Raw genomic sequence first — 14995 nt, forward strand, 5'->3', positions numbered from 1 at the left:
CGCGCAACCTGCCGCTATCCTCGTGTCGCTGCGTGAGTCATCAGCCGCGGGTTCAGGTTGCACCGTGCCGGTTACGCAGTAGAACGATCGAGCGCGGGAGGTTTTTTCATGGCCAGGAACACTGCTGTGCATTTGCTGGATGATCTGACCGGCGAGGCGGCCGAAGAAACGGTCGCTTTCGGCCTGGACGGAATCGCTTACGACATCGACCTTTCGGCCGACAACGCCACGGCACTCCGGGAAATCCTGAGTGCTTATGTGGAAAGCGGCCGCCGGATCGGTGGACGGAAACTGCGGCCGCGGGTCGTGCAGCGACCCAAGGGCGCGCGGGTGGCGAAGTCGACCCCGAAGACCGCGGCGACCGCCGCGAAGGCCGAGGCGAAGACCGCCGCGAAGCCGGGTCGCAAACCCGCCGCGAAGGGTGTCGCCGGCCGCAAGCCCGCCGCCGCCAAGGCCGCCCCCGCGAAGGCCGCCGCCCCCAAGGCGGAAGCCAAGGCCCCCGCCAAGACCACGGCGAAAGCCACCGCGGCCAAGGCGAAGTCGGCCCGCGGCACCGCGGCGAAGACCACCGCCGCCAAGGCTCCGGCCGGCCGCGCGAAGGCCGCCGCCGCGGCGAAGACCCCGGCCAAGGCCGCCCCGAAGACCACCGCCAAGACGGTGACTGCGAAGGCCGCTCCGAAGGCCGCGGCCGCGAAGACGACCGCCGCCAAGGCAGCGCCGAAGGCAGCCGCCAAGGCGCCGGTGAAGAAGGCCGCCGAGCCGAAGAAGACCAGCCGGGCCACCCGCAAGGTGCCCGCCGTCACTTTCTCGGCCACGGAAAAGTAATTCTCCGAAACAAAAGGCCCCCTTCGCTCGAGTAGCGAATGGGGCCTTTTGTTTCGTTATCGGCGATATCGTCGTCGCCGATCAAGAAGCCCGTTGAGAACCCTCGGAATGCCATTCCGGGTAGTGGTACCGCGTGTGCCGGAGCGAGCGGTGCCACTCCCGCTCCGCCGCCGAGGGCTTCCGGGTGGTGAGTTCACCCAGTTGCGCGGCCGCCGCCGCGCGGACCGCGGCCGTGACGTCGGCAACACCTTTGCGCAGGCCATGCTCGGCGAGCGACGCCACCGGGCTCCGGTGGGAGTCGAGCGGACGGGGATCCGCGGGTGCCGAAGTGAGGTACCGGCCGACCCGTTCGGCCGCGGTCGAAACGAGCAGGGTGGAATGCGCGAGCAAGCCCGTTCTCGTCCGGAACACGGCGAAACCGCACAACTTCGAGTCACCGACGAACAGGCCGCGATCACCGAGCCGCGACGGCAGCCCGAGCCGGGCCACCGTCGCGGTCATCAGTTCCCCGAGCGCTTCGAGCGGTTTGACGGCGTTCGCCGAGAGACCGAGCCCCGGCAGGACGAGGGTGATGTTGAGATTGCCGGGATCGTGGAACACCGTGCCGCCGCCGCTGGCCCGGCGCAGCACCGGGACGCCGTCGCTCGCGCAGACGTCGGCCTTGACCTCGCGTTCGATCTTCTGCCCCCGCCCCACGACCACACTGTCGGTGTTGCGCCAGATCCACAGGACCGGCGCCTCCGGTGCGGCACGCAGGAGGGCTTCGTCGAACGCGAGGTTGTCGGCCGGGTCGTCGAACGAAGCGACGACTTCCGAGGGACCGGTCACAGTGCTTTGAGTTCCTCCACGATCTCGCCCACCGACGATTTGGCGTCGCCGAAGAGCATGCTTGTCTTCGCATCGTAGAAGAGCTCGTTGTCGATGCCGGCGAAGCCCGAGCTCATCGAGCGCTTGAGCACGATCACCGACCGGCTGTGGTTCACCTTGAGGATCGGCATCCCGTAGATGGGCGAGCCCGGATCGGTCTCCGCGGCCGGGTTCGTGACGTCGTTCGCGCCGATCACCAGCGCGACGTCGGTCTGGGCGAACTCGGAGTTGATCTCGTCCATTTCCTTGAGCTGTTCGTACGGGACGTCGGCCTCGGCGAGGAGCACGTTCATGTGCCCCGGCATCCGGCCCGCCACCGGGTGGATGGCGTATTCGACGGTGATCCCCTTGGCCTCCAGCAGCTTCGCCATCTCGCGGACCACGTGCTGCGCCTGCGCGACGGCCATGCCGTAACCGGGGACGACCACGACCTTGTTCGCGTACGCCATCTGGATCGCGGTGTCGGACGCGCTGGTGCTGCGGACCGGCCGGACCTCGCCGGACCCGCTGCTCGCGACCGCCGTGCCACCGCCGAACCCGCCGGCGACGATGGCCGGGATCGACCGGTTCATCGCCTTCGCCATCAGGTTCGTCAGGATCGAACCCGACGCGCCGACGATCATGCCCGCCACGATCAGCGCGGTGTTGTCGAGCGCGAGACCCATGGCCGCCGCAGACAACCCGGTGAGCGCGTTCAGCAGGGAGATGACGACCGGCATGTCCGCGCCGCCGATCGGCAGCACGACCACCACGCCGAGCACGCCCGCCGCGACCAGCAGGCCGATCATCAGCAGTTCGGCGTCACCGCCGGTGGCGATGACGACCGCGAAGACGATCGCGGCGATCAGCACCAGCGCGTTCACCGGCTGCTGCAGCTTGCCGAGGGTGATCGGGCGGCCGGAGATGAGTTCCTGCAGTTTCCCGAACGCGATGTTGGAGCCCCAGAAGGACACCGAACCGACGATCGCGGCGAAGAGCGACGCGATCGCGACGTACGCGGGCTCGTGTGCGTAGCCCTCCGTGGTGCGGAACTCGACCCAGGCGATCAGGGCCACCGCCCCGCCGCCGACGCCGTTGAACAGCGCCACCATCTGCGGCATCGCGGTCATCTTGACCTTGCGCGCGGACGGCACGCCGACGACGACACCGATCGCGACGCCGAGGGCGATCAAGAGCCAGTTGCTCATACCGGGCGTCAAAAGCGTCGCGATCACCGCGATGCCCATGCCGACCGCGGCGATCCAGTTGCCGCGCACCGCGGTGCGCGGACCGGTCAGGCCCATCAGGCCGTAGATGAACAGTGCGAAGGAAATGATGTAGAGGACGGCGATGAAGGTCGTCACTTGTCACCACCGTCTTCCGGCTTCTTCGCCTTGAACATCGAAAGCATCCGGTCGGTGACGAGGAAGCCGCCGACCACGTTGATCGTGCCGAAGGCGATCGCGATCACCAGCAGGATCTTGTTCAGTACGCCGTCCACCCCGAGGCCGAGCACGATCAGCCCGCCGAGCAGGACGATGCCGTGGATGGCGTTGGTCCCCGACATGAGCGGGGTGTGCAGGGTGTTGGGCACCTTCGAGATGACGGTGAATCCCACGAATCCGGCGAGTACGAGGATCGCCAGGCTGCCTACGAGCATCACTCGCCCCCTTGCTTTTCGGACTCGCGAGCTCCGGCCACGCAGGCCCCGGCGACGATCTCGTCGGAGAAGTCGAGCGCGAGCTTGCCCTCCTTGTCGACGAGCAGTTCCAGCAACTCGGTGACGTTGCGCGCGTAGAGCTCGCTGGAGTGCGCCGGCATTTCCGCCGCCAGGTTCAGCGGCGAGCAGATGGTGACGTCGTGCTCGACGATCTCCTCGCCCGGTTTCGTCAGTTCGCAGTTGCCGCCGGACTCGCCGGCGAGGTCGACCACGACACCACCGGCGGGCATCCCCTTCACCGCGTCGGCGGTGACGAGGATCGGCGCCTTGCGGCCGGGGACGAGCGCGGTGGTGATCACCACGTCGAACCTCGTGATCGCCTCGGTGAGCCTGCGTTGCTGCTCGGCCTTTTCCTCCTCGGTCAGCTCGCGGGCGTACCCGCCTTCACCGGCCGCCTCGATGCCGAGGGCGAGGAATTTCGCGCCGATCGACTTCACCTGCTCGCCGACCTCGGGCCGGACGTCGTAGCCGGTGGTCTGCGCGCCGAGCCGTTTCGCCGTCGCCAAGGCCTGCAGCCCGGCGACACCCGCGCCGAGCACGAGCACCTTCGCCGGCGGCACCGTTCCGGCCGCGGTGGTGAGCATCGGGAAGAAGCGGGTGAGCTTCTCCGCTGCCAGCAGAACCGCGCGATAACCCGCGACACTGCTCTGTGACGACAAGGCGTCCATGGCCTGCGCGCGCGAGATCCGGGGGATCGCCTCGACGGCGAAGGCGCGGACGCCCGCCGACTCCAGCGCCGCTATCCCGTCCGGATCGGCCCGGGGATTCAGGAAGCCGATGAGGATGGTGCCCTGCTTGAGCTTCGCGACTTCGGCCGCGCTCGGAGGCGCCACCTTCACCACGATGTCGGCATCCCACGGATCGCCGATCACCGCGCCCGCCTGCTCGAAGACCTCGTCGGCGAGCAGCGCGCCGGCGCCCGCACCGGGCTCGACCACCACCCGCAGTCCGCGTCCTGAGACGCGCTCGATGAGCTTCGGTACCAGCGCGACGCGGCGTTCACCTTGTCCGGTCTCCCGGACAACACCGACCGTGAGCTGCTCGTTTTCTGCCGCCACAGGCGACCTCCTCGCTGGAGAGGACCACACGAACCCGCACTGTTTACCACGTCCGACCGACAACTTTCCTGGCTGAACGTATCCGGACGGCATCTTTCCGTGACATCGCTCATCACGATCGATCCAGCCATCGATCCAGGTGTGCGACGTCATAAGGGGTCCCCATAGGACGGCGACCGTCCTATGGGGACCCCTTATGACACTTACGGAGCAACGCCTTTCCGCATCACGGAACGCTGCGCCAGTTCGGCACCCCCAGAAAGATCAACCGCAGCCGCCGTTCGGCGGTGCGGACGATCTCGCCGTCACGCGAAGGTGTTTCGAGCAGTTCCAGCACCGTCGTGAGCATGGTCGTCACGATCAGGTCCGCCAGCAGGTGGAGATCTTCGGTCAGCCATTCGCGAAGATTGTCGAACCGCGCGAGGTCGACGGCGAGTTCGCTGACGAAGAGCTTGAGTTCGAAGCCGATCGCCTGCCGGACCGGACCGGTGCCGCCGTAGCGCTCCCTGGTCAGGAAGTGGAAGTGGGCCTCGTGCGCCCGCACGTGCTCGCGCAGGATGCGCACGGACGTCCGGATCATGTCGTTGTACGCCGCGGGCTTGGTGCGCGCGGAGCGGATCATCGTGCGCAAGGTGCGCATCGACTCTTCCACCAGCGCGACGCCCAGTTCGTCCATCGATGCGAAATGGCGATAGAAGGCCGTCGGTACGATCCCGGCCTGTTTCGCCACCTCACGCAGACTCAGCCCGGAGAACCCTCGTTCCGCCACCAGTTCCAGCGCCGCGTCCAGCAGCGCCTGACGCGTGCGCTGTTTGCGCTCCTGCCTGGAAACGGGCTCAGTTGTCACGACCGACAGCGTAATCGCCTCCGCGGTATCACCCACGTCACATCACCCTCCTCTCGCGTTGACAAGCGGGACCATCGCCACTTCACTGTTGAGTGTACAAGCGTTCACTGAATTCTGGAGATGTGATGACGGCACTGGTACCGCGCAGGGCCAGGCGGCTGGCCTCGCTGGCCGAGGCCCTGCTCACGCCCCACGGAATGGACCGCTACCTCGAACTCGTCGACCCGATGCTGGTCCGCCGCGAAATCCGCGGCCTGGTCACCGGCGTCCGGCGGCAGACGCCCGACACGGTCACGCTGACCATCCGGCCGAGCCGCGCCTGGCGCGGGCACGTCGCGGGCCAGTACGTGCGGGTGACCGTCGAGATCGACGGCGTCCGCCGGACCCGCTGCTACTCGCCCGCCGGTTCGGAGCACGACGGATCACTGGAACTGACCATCAAGGCCGATCCGCAGGGCCTCGTCTCACGGCACCTGAACCGCACGGTCACGATCGGCTCGGTGCTCGGTCTGTCCACTCCGGACGGTGAGTTCACGCTGCCCTCGCCGAGGCCGCGGCGGATCCTGCTGGTGAGCGGCGGGAGCGGGATCACGCCCGTCCTGTCGATGCTGCGCACGCTGGCCGACGAGCGCCACGAGGGCGACATCGCCTTCCTGCATTACTCCAACGGGGCCGAAGACGCGCTCTATCGCGCCGAGCTCGCCGACCTGGCCCGCCGCCTGCCCGGCCTGCGGTTGGTACACGCGTTCACTCACACGAAAACCGGCGGCGACCTGCACGGGTTCTTCTCGAAGGATCACCTCGCGGAGACCGTCCCCTGGTACCCCGACGCCGAGACCTTCCTGTGCGGTCCGAAGCCGCTGATGGATTCGGTCCGCGAGGCGTTCGAGGCCGACGGCCTCGGCGCACATCTGCACACCGAGGAGTTCACGCCGCCGGCGCTCACGTTCGACACCGAGAACGCCGAAGGACAGGTCCGGTTCGCACGCAGCGGCCGCGAGTTCGAGAACTCCGGGAAGCCGTTGCTGGAGCAGGCCGAAGACGCCGGGCTGAGCCCGGAACACGGTTGCCGGATGGGCATCTGCTTCTCCTGCACGCAGGTCAAGACGTCGGGCTGTGTGCGGAACGCCAAGACCGGCGAGACCTCCAGCGAAGAGAACGAAGAGATCCAGCTCTGCATCTCCGTCCCGGTCGGGGACGTCGAGATCAACGCTTAGAAGGGAGCCGAGATGACAGGCTTGCAGGACAAACTGACCCCCGCCCAGGTCGAGGAGTTCGGCCGCGAACTGGACGAGATCCGGCAACGGATCGTCGCCGATCTCGGCCAGGTCGACGTCGACTACATCCACAACGTCATCAAGACCCAGCGCGCGCTCGAGGTCGCGGGCCGCGGGCTGCTGTTCGCCGGGTTCTTCCCGCCCGCGTGGATCGCCGGCGTGACCGCGCTTTCGGTGGCGAAGATCCTCGACAACATGGAGATCGGCCACAACGTCATGCACGGCCAGTACGACTGGACGCGTGACCCGGCGCTGAGCTCGCAGAAGTTCGAGTGGGACAACGTCGCGCCCGCCGAGAACTGGCGTCATTCGCACAACTACATGCACCACACCTACACCAACATCCTCGACAAGGACCGCGACATCGGTTACGGCGTCCTGCGGATGGACCCGGCGCAGAAATGGCACCCGTACTACCTCGGCAACCCGGTGTACGCCGTGGCGCTGGCGTTCATGTTCCAGTGGGGCGTCATGCTGCACGACCTCGAGTTCGACCGCATCGTCAAGGGCGAGCGCAAGTGGTCGGACAACAAGGAGGTCGGCCTGAAGATGCTCAAGAAGGCCGGTCGCCAGGTCGGCAAGGACTACGTGCTCTTCCCGCTGCTGACCGGTCCGCTCGCGCCGCTGACCTTCCTCGGCAACGCGACCGCGAACCTGACCCGCAACCTGTGGTCGTTCTCGATCATCTTCTGCGGGCACTTCCCCGCCGACGTCGAGAGTTTCACCGAGGAGGAGACCGAGAACGAGTCGCGGGGCCAGTGGTACCTGCGGCAGATCCTCGGCTCGGCGAACATCACCGGCGGCAAGCTCTTCCACATCATGACCGGGAACCTCTCGCACCAGATCGAGCACCACCTCTTCCCGGACATCCCGGCGCGCCGTTACCCGGAGATCGCGGGCGAGGTGCGGGCTATCTGCGAGAAGTACGGCCTGCCGTACAACACCGGCCCCCTGCACAAGCAGCTGTTCTCGGTGGCCAAGAAGATCGTGAAACTCGCCATGCCCTGGAACGGTGAACCCCGCACTCCCGCTACCGTGGAGAGCGACAAGACCCTCCGAGCGGCTTAAGGTGTCTGACATGGTCGGTCAGTTCGAAAGCACCAAGGACGTGGTCCAAGAGGTCACCGAGTCGGCGGCCACCCACATCGGCAACATCGCGACGATCATCACCGGCGCGATCCGGGACATCGCCCGCGAGACCGGCGACTGGCTGACGGACGTCATCGAGATGCGCGAGGCGTCCCAGCGGGCGCAGGCGGACGAAGAGCACCGCGAAGACTAGGGAAACCTGGATGGGCACGAGGCGGGTGGTCGCGGCAAGGTGAAGCCGTGACCACCCGCTTCGCTCTGCCACGACGCGTCCTCGGCGCACAGCTGAGCCGCGCGTACTGGGCGGAACTGGCGTGGGTGATCATCGGCGCGCCGCTGACACTGGTGTTCGTCGCGCTCGTCGTCGTCGGGCTGGTCCTCGGGATCGGCCTGAGCCTGCTCACCGTCGGGCTGCCGGTGCTCATCGGTGTCCTGGCGGGCGCGCGGCTGATCGGCGCCGCGCATATCGCCCTGGCGCGGGCCCTGCTCGGGACCACGGTCACCCCGCCAACCCGGCCCGAGCTGCGGCCGGGTCTGTGGAACGGCGTCAAGAGCAAGATCGGGGATCCGATCGGCTGGCGGTCGATCGCCTACCTGGTGATCCGGCTGCCGCTGTCGTTCATCGAGTTCTTCCTGGTCGCGACGCTGCTCACATACGCCGTCAGCACGCTGACGTACCCGCTGTTCTGGTTCATCCTGAACGGCGAAGCCATGCCGACGTTCGACCTCCGCGTCGACACCTGGCTCCTGACCCTGCCGCTCGCCCTCACCGGGCTGGCCGTGCTGCTGGCGACGCCGTGGGTGGTCCACGGCCTGACCGAACTCGACCGCCTGCTGGTACGCGGCGTCCTCGGCGCCGAGGACCTCTCCAAACGCGTGCGCGACCTCGAACGCAGCCGGGCGACCGCCGTCGACGACGCGACGCGGCGGCTCCGCCGGATCGAGCGCGACCTGCACGACGGCGCCCAGGCCCAACTGGTCGCGCTGGCGATGAAGCTCGGCATCGCGAAGGACGAACTGGCCGGTGACGGCGACCTCGCGCAGGTCACCGCCCTGGTCACCGCCGCGCACGCCAACGCGAAACAGGCACTGGTCGAACTGCGCGACCTCGCCCGCGGCATCCACCCCGCCGCGCTCGACGCCGGCCTCGACGTCGCACTGTCCACTTTGGCCGCGGGCTCGGGCATCGACGCGCGGATCACCGTGACCCTGCCGAGCAGGCCGTCGCCGTCGATCGAGACCATCGCCTACTTCACCGTCGCCGAACTGCTGACCAATGCCGCCAAACACACTTCGGCCGCGATCGAGGTCGATGTGGGTATCTTCGGTGACGGCCTGCGGCTCGTCGTGCGGGACGGCGGCGAGGGCGGGGCGAGGCCGGTGCGGGGCGGCGGCCTCGCCGGGATCGCCGAACGGCTCGCGACGGTGGACGGCAGGCTCGACATCGACAGCCCTCCCGGAGGGCCTACGGTGATCAGCGCTGAGATACCACTACGGACATAGGAACATGGGGGGCGGCGTGCGCGTCGTGATCGCGGAGGATTCGGCCATCCTGCGGGCGGGGCTGGTCGAACTGCTGAACCTTCGGGAGCACGAGGTCGTCGCGGCCGTCGCCGACGGCGACAGCCTGTGCGCGGCGGTCCGCGAACACCGGCCGGACGTGTCCATTGTGGACATCCGGATGCCGCCGACGCACACCGACGAAGGCCTGCGCGCGTCCATCGCGCTGCGCGCGGAAATGCCGGGGTGCGCGATCCTGCTCTTCTCGCAGTACGTCGAGACGCAGTACGCGACGGAACTGCTGGCCGACCGCGCGGGCGGTGTCGGCTACCTGCTGAAGGACCGCGTCGCGGAGGTGTCGGATTTCCTCGACGCGCTTCGCCGCGTCGCCGAGGGCGAGACCGTGCTCGACCCCGAGGTGGTCAGCCAGCTCTTCAGCGCCACGCGGAAGACGGACGCGCTCGCCGGGCTGACCCCGCGGGAGCGGGAGGTGCTGGGTCTGATGGCCGAGGGCCGGTCGAACTCGGCCATCGCGACGGCGCTGTTCCTTTCGGCGGGCTCGGTGGAGAAGTACGTGTCGAGCATCTTCGGGAAGCTGGCGCTGCCCCAGTCCGAAGGGGACAACCGGCGGGTGCTCGCCGTGCTCCGGTATCTGGAGTCCTAGAGCAGGGTTTCCCGTTTCGCGACGACCTCGGCGAGCGGGCCGCCGGTGTCGGTCTCCGGAATCTTCCCCACTCGACGGTGAAGGAATCAGGACACTCAACGTCCCAAATCCTTCACACTCGAACATGTCGCCGCCGAAACTTCCCATTCGCCCTGGTCAGGCGCAGGTAACCAAATACCGGTCCGCTCAACCCGAATCGCCGCTCACGACCAACCGGCGCGCGTCCACGCCCTACCGCGGCTCCACCGGCACCCCGTCCACCTCCGGCAGGCACAGCTGCACCCAAGCGACGTCCCGCCAGGCCCCGTGCTTGTACCCGATCCGCTGGTAGGTGCCCACCGGCTCGAACCCCATCGCCGCGTGCAGCCCGGCGCTCGCGTCGTTCGGAAGCACCATCCCCGCGCAGAAGTTCCGGAAGCCGCGCGACGCCAGCCTGTCCAGCAGCACTTGGTAGAGCGCCCGCCCGCCGCCGGTCCTCCGGCGGCCGAGCTCCAGATAAACACTGACCTCGCAAGACCAGCGATAGGAAGGGCGGCCGCTGAAAGGGCCTCCGTAGGCGTAGCCGGCGACGCGGCCTTCGTCGTCTTCGAGCACGAGCCACGCGTGTGATCGCTGCGCCTTGGCGATGCGCTCGGCCATCTCGTCCGGCTTCGGGGCCTCGGTTTCGAACGAGATCACCGTGTCGGTGACATACGGCGCGTAGATCTCCGCGCACGCCATCGCGTCGGCTTCCGTCGCTTCCCTGATCACCATGGCAACGATAGTAACCGAGTCTGCCACTATAGTGAGCAGCATGTCGGATCCCTTGTCCGCGTCGCTCGCCGCGACGCTCCAGTCCGCGAGACTCGACCAGAACCTCTCGGCCAATGCCCTCGCCGAGATGTCGGGCGTGTCCAGGGCGATGATCGGCAAGATCGAACGCGGCGAGGCGCAGCCCACGGCGGTCCTGCTCAGCAGGCTTTCGGCCGCGCTCGGGATGACGTTGTCCGAGCTGATCGCGCGCGCCGAACACGGTGACCGCCGGCTCGTGCGCGCGGCCGATCAGCCGACCTGGACCGACCCTGACACCGGCTACGTGCGCCGCGCGGTGTCGCCGTCGCTCGGCGGGCCGCTGGAACTGGTCGAGGTCGTGCTGCCCGCGGGCGCCGAAGTCGCCTTCCCCGCGCACACCTACGCGCTGACCCACCACCAGATCTGGGTGCTCGACGGGCATCTGAGGTTCCGGGAGGGCGACGTCGAGCACGAACTCGACGCGGGCGACTGCCTGCAGCTCGGCACTCCGCAGCCGTGCGCCTACGTCAACCCGACGGCCGGACCGGTCCGATATCTGGTCGCCCTCGCCCGGCGGCACGCCTGATACTCGGGTGATGAGATCCCGGGCCCTCTCCCACGTCGCGGCGAAAGCACGCGGCGGGCACGAGGCCGGACTGCCGGTGACACTGCACTTCCATCCCGATAGATCCACAGTGGACGGACGGTCGCTCCTGGCCGCGATGGCCGAGGACGGTTTCTACCGCAACCAGTTCGAGACGGGGACGAGCAACGGCGGCTTGACCGCGTACCCCGGCGGAGACCGCTGGCGGTGGGAGAGCCGGATGTTCGGCGGCGCCTACGACGACGCGCCACCCGCCGAACGGCCCAAGTACGGGGCGCTCAACTTCCGGCGTCGCGCGGTGGGCGGGGCGCCGAGGTTCGGCTCGGCCCATTTCCGGATGGCGGCGCACACCATCGGGCGGACGACGTTCTGCTATCCGGACAGCGTCCTGCGTCCGGCGGATTTCGGTTACGGCACCAGGGTTTCCGCGCTGATCGCACTGGCCGATCAGGACGACGTGGACCTTCTCGACGACTACATCGAGGCACACGTCCACGGTCCGGTCCAGCTGACGACGGACGTCGAAGGCCTCGTGCTCGACCCGAGCCACCGCGGCACCGACGTCGAAAAGGCCGCGCTCGGGCTCGGCTGCCCTGTCGAATGGCATCCGGGATTCCGCCTGTCGACCCGAGAACTCGCACGACACCCCGCCTACCGGGGTCCCGAATTCGTCGAACTCGGCCGGGCACTGGCGGAAGACGGCCACCTCGATCCGCGTGTCCTCGGCGACGCCCGCGACGTCGACCAGCAAGCGCTCAAACGCGTTTGGCACTACGTCGCGCGCTTCGGGGCACTACCGTGACGGGCATGTATTCCACGGAGATCGAGGTGCGCACCGGCAGCGTGGCCGTGGTGCACGACCTGACCAGGGACGCCGAGTCCTTCCTGCGCGACGCGGACGCCGAGGACGGGATCCTGCACGTCTTCGTCCCGCACGCGACGTCCGGGCTGGCCATCCTCGAAACCGGCGCCGGCAGTGACGAAGACCTGCTCGCGGCGCTCGACGACCTCCTCCCCCGCGACGGCCGCTGGCGGCACCAGCACGGCAGTCCCGGTCACGGCCGTGACCACGTGCTGCCCGCGCTGCTGCCGCCGTACGCGACGATCCCGGTGCTCGGCGGGGTGATGACGCTGGGCACCTGGCAGTCGGTCTGCCTGGTGGACACCAACCTGGACAACCCGGTCCGGCGCGTCCGCTTCAGTCTCCTGGAGGGCTGATCAGCAGAAGTCAACAGACGTTGAACAAGCTCACCGGTACCGTCGGCCGCGTGACTACTCCGCACCGGCTCGTGCTGTGGGACATCGACCAGACCCTCGTGGACCTGCGTGGCGTGGGCGCCTCCTGGTACACGACCGCGCTCGCCGAGGTCGCGGGTATCGAGCTGCGGGCGCTGCCCCAGTTCGGCGGCCGCACCGAACGCGCCATCAGCGCCGACATCCTGACCTCGCACGGCGTCGAGCCCACCGAGGAGAACGTGCGCAAGCTCTGGCTCGCGCTGATCGCGGTCTCCGAGAGCCACGCCCCGACGCTGTCCACGAGCGGCCGCGCGCTCCCGGGCGCCAAGGACGCGCTGAACGACTTCGCCACGCACGGCGGCGTCGTCCAGACCCTGGTCACCGGCAACCTGCCGGAGATCTCCGTGCACAAGCTGACCGCGTTCGACCTGCACGAGCACGTGGACTTCGAGATCGGCGGCTACGGCTCGCTTTCGGCGCACCGGCCCGATCTGGTGCCCGCCGCCGTCGGCCACGCTTCGGCCAAACACGGCACCGAGTTCGCGCCCACCTCGGTCGTCGTCATCGGCGACACCCCGGACGACGTCCGGGCCGCGCTCGACAACGGCGCCGTCGCGGTGGCCGTGGCGACAGGGCAGTTCAGCGCGGAGGAACTGGCCGACGCGGGCGCCCACACCGTCCTCGGCGACCTGTCCGACCTGGCAGCGGTGCGCACGGCCGTACTCGGGAGCGCCAACTAAGCTCGCTCCATGGCATACCCAGGCGGCAACGGCTGGCCGGAGCAACCGCAGCAGCCCTACCAGCAGCAACCCCCGCAGCAGGGGTATCCGCCGCAGAACCCGCCTCAGTACGGCCAGTACCCGCAGGATCCCCAGCAGCAGTACCAGGGGTATCAGCAGTTCCCGCAGCAGACGTACCAGGGCTTCGCGCCGGAACCGCCGAAGAAGAGCAAGAAGGGCCTGTGGATCGGCCTCGGCGCGCTCGTCCTGGTCATCGCCGTCGGTGCCACGCTCTTCTTCGTCCTGCGTGACGGCGACGATCCCCAGCCTCAGGCCGGTCCGCCGCCGTCGTCGGCACCGGTTCCGCCGTCGTCCTCGGCGTCGAAACCACCGCCCACGAGCAGCGGGGCGCCGAAGGACAACAAAGTCCCCTCGACGACACCCGGCTGGCAGGGGGTCCTGTCCGCCAAGGACAAGGTCGCCTACGACCTGCCCGCGTCCGGCTGGGAGATCAAGCCCGGCCAGCTCGTCGGGTACGAGGAGGGCGAGTTCAAGATGGTCGTCCACGAGGCGTCGACCTACAAACTCGGCGCCTGCCCGGATGCCCGCGGCTCGAACCGCGGCGTCGTCGGGTTCGCCACCGCGGACCAGATCCCGGTCGAGAACGCCGCCAGGGGCGCCGTCCGGCTCTGGATCCAGTCCGCCACCGGCAAGGCCGATGTCCCGCTGCCCGAGATCAAGCAGGTCCCGATCGCGGGCGGGTCGATCCAGGCGGTCAGTTCGACCGGGACGTTCACCCCGTCCGAGACCGAGGAGTGCCGGGCGCCGAGCGTGAAGATCACCTCGGCCGCGTTCAAGTCCGGCGACCAGACGATCTGCTTCGTCATGGCCCTCGACCAGGGAACGCCCGACGCGCTGCCCGACGCGGACGCCCAGAAGATCCTCGCGAGCTTGAGGCCGCAGCAGTGACCGGCCCCGGTGGGCACCCCGGCGAACCGCGACTGTGGTTCGTCGATCCGCTCACCGGGCAGCCGCTCGAAGACGAAGCCGAACAGACGAGGCCGCTACCGGCCGTCCAGGACGCCGTCCCGGCCCGACGCCGCCCCCGTCTCCTGCCCGCGCTGGGCATCATCGGACTGATCGTCGTACTCGTCGTCGGCACGACGGCGACCTACCAGGCCAGGACCGCGGCCCCGCCGCCGCCCGCGCGGGACCTCGCCTTGCCGGACCCGGAGTCACCCGGCCGGATCGAGCCCGTGATCGAGGGCTGGCAGCCCGTGCTGTCCGACGATCACCCGCTCGTCTTCGACGTCCCGCCGGACTGGAAACTCGAAGAACCCGACGTCGCGGTCGGGTACGAGACACCGGCAGGCGAACTCGTCACGTTGCAGGGCGTCGCCCGGTACCAGCGCGACTTCTGCCCCGGCTCCGACCTCTCGGCACGCGCGATGGCGGGGTTCACCACCATCGACGAGGGCGAGGTCGGAAGCCTCACCCAAGCGGCGGAAGAAACCACCCTCCGCTGGGCCGCGGCCGCGTACGGCTCCATCAGCGGCGGGCGGGCCCCGAAGACCGAAATCGGCGAGGCCGGACCGGTGACCGTCCTCGACGGCGGCACGATCGCCACCTCCGTGACCACCACCGTCGTCCCCGCCGCGGACGGGCCGTGCTCGGCCCCGTCCGTCGCGATCACCGCGATCGCCCTGCCCCTGTCCGCATTGCCCGGTTCCGGCCGCTACCACGTCCTCCTGGTGCTGGCGGACCAGGAGATCCCCGACCCGGTAGCCAGGGACATCGTCCTCAAGATGGGTGAGAGCATCCGTCGCGAGTAGCACTCCC

The 14995-nt window shown here is 68.6% G+C and carries 18 protein-coding genes; 12 read left to right on the forward strand and 6 right to left on the reverse strand.

Annotated features, from left to right (window positions below; genetic code table 11):
• Positions 1–108: 108 nt before the first annotated feature.
• Positions 109–825, forward strand: a complete 717-nt coding sequence (locus tag BKN51_RS22955; RefSeq protein ID WP_101609565.1) for an Lsr2 dimerization domain-containing protein — start codon at positions 109–111, stop codon at positions 823–825.
• An 81-nt stretch (positions 826–906) separates the two neighbouring features.
• Here the strand turns inward: BKN51_RS22955 and BKN51_RS22960 are convergent, their stop codons facing one another.
• The 5 genes from BKN51_RS22960 to BKN51_RS22980 form a co-directional block, all read right to left on the reverse strand.
• Positions 907–1653, reverse strand: a complete 747-nt coding sequence (locus BKN51_RS22960; protein ID WP_101609566.1) for a lipoate--protein ligase family protein — start codon at positions 1651–1653, stop codon at positions 907–909.
• Positions 1650–3035, reverse strand: a complete 1386-nt coding sequence (locus tag BKN51_RS22965) for an NAD(P)(+) transhydrogenase (Re/Si-specific) subunit beta (RefSeq protein WP_101609567.1) — start codon at positions 3033–3035, stop codon at positions 1650–1652. Before BKN51_RS22965 ends, BKN51_RS22960 begins: the two co-directional genes overlap by 4 nt.
• Positions 3032–3331, reverse strand: coding sequence for an NAD(P) transhydrogenase subunit alpha (locus tag BKN51_RS22970; protein ID WP_007032801.1), 300 nt, complete (start codon positions 3329–3331; stop codon positions 3032–3034). Before BKN51_RS22970 ends, BKN51_RS22965 begins: the two co-directional genes overlap by 4 nt.
• Positions 3331–4449, reverse strand: a complete 1119-nt coding sequence (locus tag BKN51_RS22975; RefSeq protein ID WP_101609568.1) for a Re/Si-specific NAD(P)(+) transhydrogenase subunit alpha — start codon at positions 4447–4449, stop codon at positions 3331–3333. Before BKN51_RS22975 ends, BKN51_RS22970 begins: the two co-directional genes overlap by 1 nt.
• A gap of 226 nt (positions 4450–4675) precedes the next feature.
• Positions 4676–5332, reverse strand: coding sequence for a TetR family transcriptional regulator (locus BKN51_RS22980; RefSeq protein ID WP_101609569.1), 657 nt, complete (start codon positions 5330–5332; stop codon positions 4676–4678).
• 89 nt (positions 5333–5421) lie between these two features.
• Here BKN51_RS22980 and BKN51_RS22985 point away from each other — a divergent pair, with 89 nt between their 5' ends.
• Genes BKN51_RS22985 through BKN51_RS23005 form a run of 5 tightly spaced genes read left to right on the forward strand, consistent with a single transcriptional unit; the run spans position 5422 to position 9826 of the window.
• A complete protein-coding gene (locus BKN51_RS22985; RefSeq protein WP_101609570.1) occupies positions 5422–6513 on the forward strand; it encodes a ferredoxin reductase in 1092 nt (363 codons plus the stop codon).
• Between the two features lie 12 nt (positions 6514–6525).
• Positions 6526–7641 (forward strand): fatty acid desaturase family protein, encoded by a 1116-nt coding sequence (locus BKN51_RS22990; RefSeq protein WP_101609571.1) that lies wholly within the window; start codon positions 6526–6528, stop codon positions 7639–7641.
• A 10-nt stretch (positions 7642–7651) separates the two neighbouring features.
• Positions 7652–7855 (forward strand): hypothetical protein, encoded by a 204-nt coding sequence (locus tag BKN51_RS22995; protein WP_101609572.1) that lies wholly within the window; start codon positions 7652–7654, stop codon positions 7853–7855.
• Between the two features lie 47 nt (positions 7856–7902).
• Positions 7903–9165: a sensor histidine kinase gene (locus tag BKN51_RS23000; protein ID WP_101609573.1), complete on the forward strand. Its 1263-nt coding sequence runs from the start codon at positions 7903–7905 to the stop codon at positions 9163–9165.
• 16 nt (positions 9166–9181) lie between these two features.
• Positions 9182–9826, forward strand: a complete 645-nt coding sequence (locus tag BKN51_RS23005; protein WP_101613403.1) for a response regulator transcription factor — start codon at positions 9182–9184, stop codon at positions 9824–9826.
• Between the two features lie 231 nt (positions 9827–10057).
• Here BKN51_RS23005 and BKN51_RS23010 read toward each other — a convergent pair whose 3' ends face one another.
• Positions 10058–10579, reverse strand: coding sequence for a GNAT family N-acetyltransferase (locus BKN51_RS23010; RefSeq protein WP_174720445.1), 522 nt, complete (start codon positions 10577–10579; stop codon positions 10058–10060).
• Between the two features lie 40 nt (positions 10580–10619).
• Between BKN51_RS23010 and BKN51_RS23015 the strand changes: the two genes are divergently transcribed.
• From BKN51_RS23015 to BKN51_RS23040, 6 genes are all read left to right on the forward strand, one after another.
• Positions 10620–11183: a helix-turn-helix domain-containing protein gene (locus BKN51_RS23015; RefSeq protein ID WP_101609574.1), complete on the forward strand. Its 564-nt coding sequence runs from the start codon at positions 10620–10622 to the stop codon at positions 11181–11183.
• Between the two features lie 10 nt (positions 11184–11193).
• Positions 11194–12003, forward strand: coding sequence for a DUF3626 domain-containing protein (locus BKN51_RS23020; protein ID WP_174720446.1), 810 nt, complete (start codon positions 11194–11196; stop codon positions 12001–12003).
• Between the two features lie 5 nt (positions 12004–12008).
• Positions 12009–12419, forward strand: a complete 411-nt coding sequence (locus tag BKN51_RS23025) for a secondary thiamine-phosphate synthase enzyme YjbQ (RefSeq protein ID WP_101609575.1) — start codon at positions 12009–12011, stop codon at positions 12417–12419.
• 71 nt (positions 12420–12490) lie between these two features.
• The gene (locus BKN51_RS23030; RefSeq protein ID WP_101613406.1) at positions 12491–13177 is read left to right on the forward strand and encodes an HAD hydrolase-like protein; all 687 of its coding nucleotides are present in this window, start codon (positions 12491–12493) and stop codon (positions 13175–13177) included.
• Positions 13178–13186: 9 nt separating this feature from the next.
• Complete coding sequence (locus tag BKN51_RS23035) at positions 13187–14125, forward strand: hypothetical protein (protein WP_101609576.1); 939 nt, start codon at positions 13187–13189, stop codon at positions 14123–14125.
• Positions 14122–14988: a hypothetical protein gene (locus BKN51_RS23040; protein WP_101609577.1), complete on the forward strand. Its 867-nt coding sequence runs from the start codon at positions 14122–14124 to the stop codon at positions 14986–14988. Before BKN51_RS23035 ends, BKN51_RS23040 begins: the two co-directional genes overlap by 4 nt.
• Positions 14989–14995: the final 7 nt, after the last annotated feature.

The organism is Amycolatopsis sp. BJA-103 (genome assembly GCF_002849735.1).
Lineage (GTDB): Bacteria > Actinomycetota > Actinomycetes > Mycobacteriales > Pseudonocardiaceae > Amycolatopsis.